This is a genomic window from Streptomyces capoamus (genome assembly GCF_014654935.1).
Classification (GTDB): Bacteria; Actinomycetota; Actinomycetes; order Streptomycetales; family Streptomycetaceae; genus Streptomyces; species Streptomyces capoamus.
Map to the genome: position 1 here is coordinate 71,024 of NZ_BNBF01000012.1, position 12,391 is coordinate 83,414.

General features: G+C 73.1%; 7 protein-coding genes. 5 read left to right on the forward strand and 2 right to left on the reverse strand.

Annotation, left to right across the window (positions count from 1 at the left end):
• Positions 1–125 precede the first annotated feature (125 nt).
• Positions 126–1,910 (reverse strand): lytic transglycosylase domain-containing protein, encoded by a 1,785-nt coding sequence (locus IE312_RS20015; RefSeq protein WP_189983699.1) that lies wholly within the window; start codon positions 1,908–1,910, stop codon positions 126–128.
• A 357-nt stretch (positions 1,911–2,267) separates the two neighbouring features.
• Between IE312_RS20015 and IE312_RS20020 the strand changes: the two genes are divergently transcribed.
• Entirely contained in the window at positions 2,268–3,137 is an 870-nt protein-coding gene (locus tag IE312_RS20020; RefSeq protein WP_189983701.1) for a DUF4184 family protein, read from the forward strand.
• Between the two features lie 1,385 nt (positions 3,138–4,522).
• Here the strand turns inward: IE312_RS20020 and polA are convergent.
• Entirely contained in the window at positions 4,523–7,249 is a 2,727-nt protein-coding gene (gene polA, locus IE312_RS20025) for a DNA polymerase I (RefSeq protein ID WP_189983703.1), read from the reverse strand.
• 218 nt (positions 7,250–7,467) lie between these two features.
• On the opposite strand from polA, the gene IE312_RS20030 reads away from it, so the two are divergent.
• The 4 genes from IE312_RS20030 to IE312_RS40970 all read left to right on the forward strand — a co-directional run.
• On the forward strand, positions 7,468–9,780 hold the full coding sequence (locus tag IE312_RS20030; protein ID WP_189983705.1) for an FdhF/YdeP family oxidoreductase: 2,313 nt from the start codon (positions 7,468–7,470) through the stop codon (positions 9,778–9,780).
• A 48-nt stretch (positions 9,781–9,828) separates the two neighbouring features.
• On the forward strand, positions 9,829–10,317 hold the full coding sequence (locus IE312_RS20035; protein ID WP_189983707.1) for a hotdog fold thioesterase: 489 nt from the start codon (positions 9,829–9,831) through the stop codon (positions 10,315–10,317).
• A gap of 463 nt (positions 10,318–10,780) precedes the next feature.
• Complete coding sequence (locus IE312_RS20040) at positions 10,781–11,422, forward strand: Tat pathway signal sequence domain protein (RefSeq protein WP_189983709.1); 642 nt, start codon at positions 10,781–10,783, stop codon at positions 11,420–11,422.
• Positions 11,423–11,713: 291 nt separating this feature from the next.
• The coding region (locus tag IE312_RS40970; protein ID WP_229900181.1) for a branched-chain amino acid ABC transporter substrate-binding protein at positions 11,714–12,391 on the forward strand (678 nt) is incomplete at its 3' end.

The window sequence follows — 12,391 nt, forward strand, 5'->3', positions numbered from 1 at the left end:
CGGACGAGATGAGAACAGCGGTGCGCGCACGAACGAGGGCGCCCCTTCCGCCGGAGCGGAGGGGCGCCCTGTGCGTCTGCCGGCTGAACAGCCTTGTTGCGCGCCGCCTTGTGCGCCGGCGTGCGTCAGGAGGCGGACTCGCTCGGCGTCGCGCCCGCCGCGGTGCCGGCCGCGACCTCCAGTTCGACGGTGAGCGTGGCGCCTCCCGTCGTGGTGATGCGGAGCAGGAAGGTGCCGGTGGTGTCGTCCGCGTACAGCTTGGGGAGGGTGAGCAGGCCCTTCGCGTCCGTCTGGAGACCCGCGAGGGTGCGTACCGGCTTGCCGTCGGCGTCCTTGAAGTAGGGGCCCTTGTCGTTCTGCGTGGCGTCCGTGTCGGACTTGATCAGCGTGGCGGTGGCCGCGACCTTGTCCGCGACGGCGCCCTTGTACGTCGCCTTCACCTGGACCCGGCCGGCGAACTCTCCCCCGGCGGTGCAGGTCAGCGGGGTGTCGCTGGTGCGGGCCAGGGTGTCGGCGGCACGCGCGGTGACCGTGGCGGTGAAGTCGACGCCCTTGACCGGGCGGCCCACCACGGCCGCGGTGACCTTGAAGTCGCCGGTCTTCTCCCCGGCCTGGAGCGCCGGGGCCGCCGCGAGGCCCTTGGCGTCGGTGGCGACCGTGGCCACGGTCTCGCCGCCGGCGAAGGTGGCGTCCGTGTCTCCGGTGATGGTGAACCTGATCCTGACCTTGGCGACGGACTTGCCGACCTTGGTCTCGGCGCGGACGGTGACCGGGTCGGCGAAGGCGTCGCCGGCCGTCGCGGTGAGCTTTCCGGTGCCCACGCCCTGCAGGTGGTCCACGAGGTCGGTGGGGGTCTGCGGCGGAGCCGGCGGCGTCGGCGGCTGCGGGGTGGGCGGCTCGGGGGGCGTGGGGGTGGGCGTGGGCGTGGGCGGGGGCGTCTCATGACCGCCGTCACCGTTGCCATTGCCGTTCCCATGGCCGTGGTCGCCGCCGCCGGGTGTGCGGGGCTTGGGGTGCGGCTTGGTCGTGGGCGGGTGCGAGGGGCCCGGGAACGTGGTGCGGTGGGGGCGGTCGTCGCTGCGGTGCTCGGGCACACCGCCCGTGCCGTCGGGGACGGAGTGGCTGCCCTTGCGGTAGTACTCCAGCCAGTTCAGGACCAGGGCGAGGTAGTCCTGCGAGTTGTTGTAGCTGAGGATCGCGCTGTGCAGGCCGCCGTCCGTGGACATGTCCCAGTCGTTGCGGCACAGGTAGTGGCCCGCGGCGAGGGCGGCGTCGTAGACGTTGTTGGGGTCCTTCTTGCCGTCCCCGTTGCCGTCGCGCCCGGCCCAGGCCCAGGTGGACGGGATGAACTGCATGGGCCCCACGGCCTGGTCGTATGCGCTGTTGCCGTCGTACGCGCCGTCGTCGGTGTCCGGGATGAGGGCGAAACCGTTGCCGTCGAGCTGCGGGCCGAGGATCCGGCCCACGGTGGTGCCGTCGGCGTCGACCCGGCCGCCCCGGGCGTGCCCCGACTCGACCTTGCCGATGGCGGCGAGCAGTTGCCAGGGCAGGTTGCAGCCGGGTTTGGCGGACCTGAGTTCGGCCTCGGCCTTCTTGTAGGCGTCGAGGACCGTGGCCGGGATGCCGGCCTCGGTCCCGCCCCGGGACACGGGGGTGCCGGCGCTCGCCGAGGGGCTGGGCCGGGGACTCTTCAGGGGCGGCAGGTCCGTGTAGTAGGGCGAGTTGCCGGTGGCGTTGTCGGCGGCGAGCCCGTCCGGTACGGGAGCGGTGGCGCCGGCCGTCGCCTGTCTGTCGTGGTCGTCACCGGTCGCGCCCGGAGCCTGGGACGCGGAGAGAGCCGCGACCGCTGCCGCGGCCACGGCGGTGGTCGCCGCTCCCTTGCGCAGCCGCCTGCCGAAATGCGCCGCCATAAGGTGAACCCCTCCCGTGGACGTTCCGTGCGTCCGTCTCCGTCTGTCTGCCTCGCTCTGGTGTGACGGTTGACCCCGTGATCTGGTTGCCCCTGTGCCGCCGTTCCCTCTGTGTGACGTGTGTACGGCCGTGCGCCCCGCACGCCGACGCAGGTGACACTACGACAACTTGCTTGGAGGGGGCACCCGTTCACGCCGCGAATTCACCGGTTGGCCAACTGTCGTCGTCCCGCGTGCCCCGGACGGTGTTCACGCATACTGGGCGCAGACGATCACCGCAGCCGGTCACCGCAGTCGGTCACCGCAGTCGGTCACCGCTGCCGAGGTCCGGGCCGTCGCACGCTCCTGGGGGCTCTGTTGCCGTTCACGCTCAGCCACGCCGCGGCCGTGCTGCCCGCGATCCGCCGGGACGGCGGCGGTCGGGGGCGGCTGGTTCCGGCGGTGCTCGTCGCCGGTTCCTACGCACCCGACATGCCCTACTACACGGCCGGTGTCCTGCCGGGCGGCATGCAGTTCGGCACGGTCACGCACGCGTTCGCCGGGGTGGTCACCGTCGACGTGCCCATCGCCTGGGCCCTCGCCGGGCTGTGGCTGCTGGTGCGGGAACCGTTGACGGCGCTGCTGCCACGGGCCTGGCAGGGCAGGCCGGCCGCCCTGCTGCGCTGCGGTGCGCCCCGCGCGCGCGTACGGGCCGCCTCGGTGGGCCGGTGGTACGCCTCCGCGGTGCTCGGTGCGCTCACCCATGTGGTGTGGGACGCCTTCACCCACCACGACCGGTGGGGTACACGGCTGATCGCGGCCATCGGCCGGGAGCGGCCGGCGGGCATGCCGCTGTTCACCTGGCTGCAGTACGGGTCCTCGGTGGCGGGCGCCGTGGTCGTCGCGGTGTTCCTGGTCCGCGCGCTGCGGCGGGCGCCGGACGCGGTACCGGCGCGGGTGCCGGTGCTGTCCGCGCGGGACCGGTGGTACGCGCTCGCGCTGATCGGGGGCTGCGCGCTGGCGGGAGCGGCGCAGCGGACGGCGCGGTGGCGGGAGCAGCGGGGTACGGCCGCTGGGCCGTGGGAGCTGGTGCCCACCCTGTGCTTCGGCGTGGGCGCCGGGGTGCTGCTGGGCCTGCTGCTGTACGCCGCCGGGGTCAGGGTCTGGCGTCCGGCCGCGGTCCGTGGGGAGCCTGGGCCCTCCGGTGAGGTGGTCGGTACGAGCCCGCAGGGGCCGGTCGCTCGGTGAGGGACGCGACGAACACCGTCAGCGTGGGCCGGGGGCGGGATCTCGGGATCAGGCTGAGGACGAGGGCGAGATAACCGCGGGCCAGGTCGGTCCACTGGCGCCAGTCGGGAGTGGCGGCCGGACGGCCGGCGAGTCCGCGCCGGAGGCGCCGGGTGGCCTGGCGGACGGTGGTGGCCAGGTCGGCCGGGATGCGGGCGGTGCTTGCGTCGGCCGCGAGGGCCGGGACCGGCGCGACGGGCACGGCCTGCGCCGAGACGGTGTCCGCCCAGGCCCCGGTGGGTGCCTCGGGCGTCCGGCGGTGAAGCATGCGTATACCCATGCCCGCAGTGTTGCGGCTGCGGGGGGTGGGGGGCGTTTTGACGGGGGCCACGAGAGTGACGGGCCCTCCGGGGGTTCGGCGGGCCGACCGGCGTGGGTGGGGCGGGCTTGCTGGTGGGAGGGGGTGACGGGAGGGAAGGGGCGCCGGGGAGGGAAAGGTGCGGCTTGGAGGGGGCCGGGGGGAGGGTGCCGGTTGGAGGGGGCGCCGGTGGGCGGGGGTGCCGGTTGCGGTGGGTCCGGCACCGCCCGGATGCGCCGCGGGGGCTGATCGGCGTGGGGCGGAGAGGAGTCGGCCGGGTGGAGGGAGGCAGCGGCGAGCGGACGGCCGCAGCGAGCGGTCTGAGCGGGTGTCGGCACTCGTACAGCCGCGGAGGCTGATCGCCGGGGGGGCGGAGAGGAGTCGGCCGGGTGGACGGAAGCAGAGGCGAGCGGACGGACCCGGCCGGCGGGCCTGGCGGCGTCGGCCTCGCGCAGCCGCGCCCGCAGTCCCGTGTCCCGTACGCACGCCGGCCGACGTCCACGCCCCCTCGGAGACAACGCACGCCCAGCCTCGCCCGCCGCCTCCTGCCCGCACCCTGCGCCGAGCCGGCGCCCGCAATCCCCGGAGCCAACGCACACCCGGCCGACGCCCGCCGCGCCCCGGAAGGCACCGCACGCCCAGCCTCGCCCGCCGCCTCCTGCCCGCACCCTGCGCCGAGCCGGCGCCCGCCGTCCCCGGAGCCAACGCGCACCCAGCCGACGCCCGCCGCGCCCCGGAAGGCCCCACACGCCCGGCCGGCGCCCGCACCGCACCCCCAGCCTCGTCCGCCGTCTCCTGCCCGCATCCTCCGCCGAGCCGGCGCCCGCCGTCCCCGGAGCCAACGCACACTCGGCCGACGCCCGCCGCGGTGCCGGAAGGCCCCGCACGCCCGGCCGGCGCCCGCACCGCACGCCCAGCCTCGCCCGCCGCGCCCCGGAGGGCACCGCGCGCCCGGTCGGCGCCCGGAGTGTGCGACCGGCCCGGCGCGCCCCGCTTGGGGTTCCGGCGCTCGGCCCGCTCGCACCCCCTCCGCGGGCGCCGTAGGTGGTCAGTGGGCCGCCGATTCCCAGTCCGGGCCCACGCCCACCGAGACGTCCAGCGGGGCCCTGAGCTGTACGGCGCCCGCCATTTCGCGGCGGACGATCTCCTCCGCGGCCGCCCGCTCGCCCGGGGCGACCTCCAGGACGATTTCGTCGTGGACCTGGAGCAGCATGCGGGACTTCAGGTCCGCCGCCCGCAGCGCGCCGTCCACCTTGAGCATGGCGATCTTCACGATGTCCGCCGCCGTGCCCTGGATGGGCGCGTTCAGGGCCATGCGCTCGGCCGCCTCGCGGCGCTGGCGGTTGTCGCTGTTGAGGTCGGGCAGGTAGCGGCGGCGGCCGAAGAGCGTCGCCGTGTACCCCGTGGCCCGGGCCTCGTCGACCGCTCGGCGCAGGTAGTCCCGGACCCCGCCGAAGCGCTCGAAGTACGCGTCCATCAGCGCCCGGGCCTCGGCCGCCTCGATGTTCAGCTGCTGGGAGAGGCCGAACGCGGACAGGCCATAGGCCAGGCCGTACGACATCGCCTTGATCTTGCGCCGCATCTCCGCGTCGACCGCGCCGGGCTCGACGCCGAACACCTGGGAGGCGGCGGTGGTGTGCAGGTCCTCACCGGAGGTGAACGCCTGGATCAGGCCGGCGTCCTCCGAGAGGTGGGCCATCACGCGCAGTTCGATCTGGCTGTAGTCCGCGGTCATCAGGGACTCGAAGCCCTCGCCGACCACGAAGCCCCGGCGGATCGCCCGGCCCTCGTCCGTGCGGACGGGGATGTTCTGCAGGTTGGGGTCGGTGGAGGACAGGCGGCCGGTGGCGGCCACCGTCTGGTTGAAGGTGGTGTGGATACGGCCGTCGCCGGCGATGGTCTTGATCAGGCCCTCGACGGTGACGCGCAGCTTCGCCTGCTCGCGGTGACGGAGCATGATCACCGGGAGTTCGTTGTCGGTCTGGCCGGCGAGCCAGGCCAGCGCGTCGGCGTCGGTGGTGTAGCCGGTCTTGGTCTTCTTGGTCTTCGGCAGGGCCAGCTCCCCGAAGAGGACCTCCTGGAGCTGCTTGGGCGAGCCGAGGTTGAACTCGTGGCCGGCCGCGGCGTGCGCCTCCTTCACGGCCTGCTGCACGGCGCCCGCGAACATCTGCTCCATCGCTTCGAGGTGCGTCCGGTCCGCCGCGATGCCGTGGCGCTCCATGCGGGCCAGCAGCGCGGAGGTGGGCAGCTCCATGTCGCGGAGCAGCTCGGCGGCGCCGACCTCCTCCAGGCGGTCCTCGAAGGCCGTGCCGAGGTCCAGGACGGCGCGGGCCTGGACCATCAGGGCCTCGGCCTCGGCGCCCTCGTCCGCACCGAAGGCCAGCTGGCCGTCGGCCGCGGCGGCGGGGGTCAGCTCGCGGTGCAGGTACTCCAGGGACAGCGCGTCCAGGTCGAAGGAGCGGCGGCCGGGCTTGACCAGGTAGGCGGCGAGCGCGGTGTCCATGGTGACGCCGTCGACGCTCCAGCCGTGCTCGGCGAAGACGCGCATGGCGGCCTTGGCGTTGTGGAACACCTTGGGGCGGTCGGCGTCGGCCAGCCAGGCCGCGAACGCGTTCTCGTCGGCCTCGTCCAGCTCGGCCGGGTCGAACCAGGCCGCCGCTCCCCCGGCCGCGGCGAGGGCGACCTCGGCGACCGAGCCGGTGCCCAGTGCCCAGGTGTCGACGGTGGCGACGCCCAGGGGGCCGGCGCCGTGCCCGGCGAGCCAGGGGGCCACCTCGCCGGTGCGCAGGATCACACCGTCGATCTCGACGCCGTCGGTGGTGACCGGGGCGGTCTCGGTCTCCTCGGTGCCGGGGTCGACGGCGAAGAGGCGCTCGCGCAGGGACGGGTTGCGGATCTCCAGGGTGTCCAGGACCATCGCGACGGCCTTGCGGTCGTACGGGGCCCGCTCCAGGTCGGTGACCGTCCTGGGCAGCTCGACCTGGCGCTCCAGCTCGGTGAGGACGCGGTTGAGCTTGACGGACTCCAGGTGGTCGCGGAGGTTCTGCCCCGCCTTGCCCTTGACCTCCTCGACCCGCTCGACCAGCTCGGCGAAGGAGCCGAACTGGTTGATCCACTTCGCGGCGGTCTTCTCGCCGACGCCGGGGATGCCGGGGAGGTTGTCGGACGGGTCGCCGCGCAGGGCCGCGAAGTCCGGGTACTGGGCGGGCGTCAAGCCGTACTTCTCGAAAACCTTCTCCGGGGTGAACCGGGTCAGCTCCGAGACGCCCTTGGTCGGGTAGAGCACGGTGATGTTCTCGGTGACCAGCTGGAAGGAGTCGCGGTCACCGGTGACGATGAGCACCTCGAAGCCCTCGGCCTCGGCCCGGGTGGCGAGGGTGGCGATGACGTCGTCCGCCTCGTACCCCTCGACGGCGAAGCGCGGGGCGTGCATCGCGTCGAGCAGCTCGCCGATCAGCTCCACCTGCCCCTTGAACTCGTCCGGTGTCTTGGAGCGGTTCGCCTTGTACTCGGTGAACCGCTCGGAGCGCCAGGTCTTGCGGGAGACGTCGAAGGCCACCGCGAAGTGCGTGGGCGCCTCGTCACGCAGTGTGTTGGCCAGCATCGACGCGAAGCCGTAGATCGCGTTCGTCGGCTGGCCGGTCGCGGTCGTGAAGTTCTCCGCGGGCAGCGCGAAGAACGCGCGGTAGGCCAGCGAGTGCCCGTCCATGAGCATCAGCCGGGGACGGGTGCCGCCGGAGGTCTTGTCGGTCTGCTTCGGTGCTGTCTCTGCCACGTCCCCGATCCTGCCACGCCGCACTGACACTCCGGTCCGGGCGGTTCCCGACGCGTTCCGGTCACCCTTCGTGACGGTCGCCCTCCGTGACGATTGCCCGGGGCGTGCGGGGCGCCCCGGCCGCCCGGTCGCGGTGCGCGACCGCCCGGCTTCGTCGTCGGTGGGGCGTGGGAGGATCGTCCGCGTACTTCTCACAGGCAGTCGAAGGGGACCGTGCGATGGCGACGAAGCCGCCCAAGGGTGATCCGGTTCAGGACGCGCCGCAGGTCACGGAGCCGAAGCACGCGGCGGCGGGCCTGCCGGCCATCGGGCACACGCTGCGCGTCGCCCAGCGGCAGATGGGTGTGCGGCGCACGGCGCTGACGCTGCTGCGCGTGAACCAGAAGGACGGCTTCGACTGCCCGGGCTGCGCCTGGCCGGAGCCGGACCGCCGGCACGCGGCGGAGTTCTGCGAGAACGGCGCCAAGGCGGTGGCCGAGGAGGCCACGCTGCGCCGGGTCACGCCCGAGTTCTTCGCCGCGCACTCCGTCGCCGACCTGTCCGGCCGCAGCGGCTACTGGCTGGGCCAGCAGGGCCGGCTCACGCACCCCATGTACCTCCCGGAGGGCGGCACGCACTACGAGCCGGTCTCCTGGGAGCGGGCCTTCGACATCGTCGCCGAGGAGATCGCCGCCCTCGGCTCCCCCGACGAGGCGGTCTTCTACACCTCGGGCCGCACCAGCAACGAGGCCGCGTTCCTGTACCAGCTCTTCGCGCGCGAGCTGGGCACGAACAACCTGCCGGACTGCTCGAACATGTGCCACGAGTCGTCGGGGTCGGCGCTGAACGAGACCATCGGCATCGGCAAGGGCAGCGTCCTGCTGGAGGACCTCCACCAGGCCGACCTGATCATCGTCGCGGGCCAGAACCCGGGCACGAACCATCCGCGGATGCTCTCCGCGCTGGAGAAGGCCAAGGCCAACGGCGCGAAGGTCATCAGCGTCAACCCGCTGCCCGAGGCCGGCCTGGAGCGCTTCAAGAACCCCCAGACCCCGCAGGGCCTCCTCAAGGGCGCCTCGCTCACCGATCTGTTCCTGCAGATCCGCATCGGCGGCGACCAGGCCCTCTTCCGCCTCCTCAACAGGCTGGTCCTGGAGACGGACGGCGCGGTCGACGAGGAGTTCGTCCGCGACCACACGCACGGCTTCGAGGAGTTCGCGGCGGCCGCGCGCACCGCCGACTGGGACGAGACGCTGGCCGCGACCGGTCTCACGCGCGCGGAGATCGAGCGGGCCCTCGGCATGGTCCTCGCCTCGCAGCGGACGATCGTGTGCTGGGCCATGGGCCTCACCCAGCACAAGCACGCCGTCCCGACCATCCGCGAGGTGGTCAACTTCCTGCTGCTGCGCGGCAACATCGGCCGTCCGGGCGCGGGCGTGTGCCCGGTGCGCGGGCACAGCAACGTCCAGGGCGACCGCACGATGGGCATCTTCGAGCGGCCGGCCCCGGCCTTCCTGGACGCCCTGGAGAAGGAGTTCGGGTTCGCCCCGCCGCGCGAGCACGGCTTCGACGTCGTACGGGCCATCCGCGCGCTGCGCGACGGCGAGGCGAAGGTGTTCTTCGCCATGGGCGGCAACTTCGTCGCCGCCTCGCCCGACACCGAGGTCACCGAGGCCGCGATGCGTCGCGCACGGCTGACGGTGCACGTGTCGACCAAGCTGAACCGCTCGCACGTGGTCACGGGCGCGCGGGCGCTGATCCTGCCCACCCTGGGCCGGACGGAGCGCGATGTGCAGGCGAGCGGCGAGCAGTTCGTGACGGTCGAGGACTCCATGGGCATGGTGCACGCCTCGCGCGGGCGCCTGAAGCCCGCGAGTCCGCTGCTGCGGTCCGAGCCGGCCATCGTCTGCGGTCTCGCGCGCCGGGTGCTCGGCGAGCGCAGTGTCGTGCCGTGGGAGGAGTTCGCGAAGGACTACGCGGCGATCCGTGACCGCATCGCGCGCGTGGTCCCCGGTTTCGAGGACTTCGACGCGCGCGTGGCGCGGCCCGGCGGTTTCGCGCTGCCGCACGCCCCGCGCGACGAGCGCCGTTTCCCGACGGCCACGGGCAAGGCGAACTTCACGGCGGCGCCGGTGGAGTACCCGGCGCTGCCCGAGGGCCGGCTGCTGCTGCAGACCCTGCGCTCGCACGACCAGTACAACACCACGATCTACGGCCTGGACGACCGGTACCGGGGCATCACCGGCGGGCGCCGGGTGGTGCTGGTGCACCCCGAGGACGCCCGCGCGCTCGGGGTCGCCGAGGGGTCGTACGTCGACCTGGTGAGCGAGTGGCGGGACGGCGTGGAGCGGCGGGCGCCCGGCTTCCGGGTGGTGACGTACCCGACGGCCCGCGGGTGTGCGGCGGCGTACTACCCCGAGACGAACGTGCTGGTGCCGCTGGACGCCACCGCCGACACCAGCAACACCCCGGCCAGCAAGTCCGTCGTCGTCCGCCTGGAGGACCACACCGGGGACGCCGGGAGACGTCTGGAACAATCGGCGACCGACTGAGCGTTTGCTCAGCGCGCAGCAAGCTGGACGACGAACGGAGCCGGGCCCATGGGCGAGCAGCAGCGAGTGAAGTTCCCGCAGGAGGTCATCGAGGAGTACGCGGCGCTCGGTGTCGACCTGCCCGCCCTGTTCTCGGCCGGGCACCTGGGCACGCGCATGGGGGTGCAGATCCTGGAGGCCTCCGCGGAGAAGGTCGTCGGGACCATGCCGGTGGAGGGCAACACCCAGCCGTACGGTCTGCTGCACGGCGGCGCCTCCGCGGTGCTCGCCGAGACCCTGGGCTCGGTCGGCTCCATGCTGCACGGCGGCACCTCGAAGATCGCGGTCGGCGTGGACCTGAACTGCACGCACCACCGCGGGGTCCGCTCGGGCCTGGTGACGGGTGTGGCCACGCCGGTGCACCGGGGCCGGTCGACGGCGACGTACGAGATCGTGATCAGCGACGAGGAGGGACGCCGGGTGTGCACCGCCCGGCTGACCTGTCTGCTGCGGGACGTGCGGCCGGGCGACGGCCCCGCGCAGCCCGCCGGAAGCTGAGCCCCGCGGCGTTGCCCCTCGCCGCCCCCGCCCCGTAGCTTCGGCACATGGGACGGCGAGGAGGCCCCCGGCCGGGGGTGAGGTTCCTGGTGTTCGGGCTGGCGGTGCCGGCGATGCTGTGCGCGGCGGGCTGCGCGGGACCGGGCGGCCCCCCGCCCTCTCGGCACTCCCCGGTCGACTCCGGTTCCTCCGCCGCCGCGCGGTCGGCCTCGGACGCCGACCTGTGCACGAGGCTCGTCGTCCACTGGTCGCGCGAGGTCCTAGACGGTGACTCCTACGGGGACTACCAGTCGATGGGCCTGTCCAACGGGCAGTACGAGATTTTGCGGGACGTCGTGGACGCCGCCAGGCCCCTGAGGCACCGTCACGGACGCGCGGCTGCCGATGAGTTGATCGCCCGTCAGGCGCGTGCGGGGTGCACCGAGCGCTATCGCCACGGGACCCCGAGTTCGGGTCCGTGGACATGAGCGGCACCGGCCCGCTGGAGCCCGGCGAGGGCACGCGCGCGCGGGACGACCACCCGTCGCAGGGCGTGCGCGCGGCCGGCCGGACGGGCGGCACCGCGGCCGCCTGGTACGCCCGCCACCGGCGGGCCGCCTCCGCCGTCGCCGCCGCGGCCGTCCTCCTGACGGGCGGCGGCTACCTCTACGCCACGCGTCCCCGGCAGCCGCACCCGCCCCCGCACCCGGAACGCAGGCACGCGCAGGCGCCCTACCCCGCGCAGGTGACGGACGTGACCTACCTCGACGCCCGCACCCCTCCCGCGGACTCCCCGCCCCGCAGCTTCAGCTTCGCCGTCCTGCTGAGCGTGGCGTCGGGTCCGCCCGTCACGGTGACCCGGATGGACCAGCCGTACGCGGGGCTCGCCCTGAGCACGGAGCCCGCCGCGCCGTTCCGGACCCGGGCCGGTTCGGCCCGGACGATCACCGTCACCCTGCACGTGACGGATTGCGGAAAAGCCCCCAGGGACGCCGAACTCCCTTTTCTGGACGTAACTCTGCGTAATACGCGCGCAATACAGACACAGAGCTTCATCCCGGGGACGCGCTACGCGCGGGACCTCTCCCACGCCCTGGAAGTAGCCTGCAGCAACAGATCGCGGTAATCACCAAAACGGCCGAGACGCCTGAATCGATCACGGCGGGTCCTGCGGGTTCTCAAAATGTGGACGCCGCGAATCCACCTGAATTCCACCATCCACCCCACCCGGTACCGCTCTGCATTACGTCGTGTCATAACAAGAGCGTCACAGCCTCCGTCAGACACTCCTCCACGTTCCCCACACACGCTTAGAGTCACGGCCAGTCACCGCGCCTTCGGATTCTCCAAAATCAGCGCGGCGCGCGACTCGACCGCTTCCACGGGGATGCGGTTGTGCCTGGGGAAAGGACTGATCGTGCGTCAACGTTCGCTTATCGCCATCACCGCCGCGCTGGCGGCGGGAGCGCTCACCCTCACCGCCTGCGGCTCGCGCGACAGCGGCGACAAGGGTTCCGACTCCGGCAACGGCGGCACCACCGTCGTCATCGGTGTCGACGCTCCCCTGACCGGCGACCTGTCCGCCATGGGCCTCGGCATCAAGAACTCGGCGGACCTCGCCACCAAGAACGCCAACAAGCAGAACCTGGTCAAGGGCGTCACCTTCAAGATCGACGCCCGCGACGACCAGGCCCAGCCGTCCGCCGGCCAGCAGAACGCCTCCACCTTCGTCTCGGACAAGAGCGTCCTCGGCGTCGTCGGCCCGCTCAACTCCTCGGTCGCCGAGTCGATGCAGAAGGTCTTCGACGACGCCAAGCTGGTCCAGGTCTCCCCGGCCAACACCGGCCCGGCCCTGACCCAGGGCCAGGACTGGCAGAACAAGAAGGTCCGCCCGTACAAGGCGTACTTCCGCACCGCCACCACGGACGCCATCCAGGGCCCCTTCGCCGCCCAGTACGTCTTCAACACAGCCAAGAAGAAGAAGGTCTTCGTCATCGACGACAAGAAGACCTACGGCTCCGGCCTCGCCGCGACCTTCACCACCGAGTTCAAGAAGCTCGGCGGCAAGGTGGTCGGCACCGAGCACATCAACCCC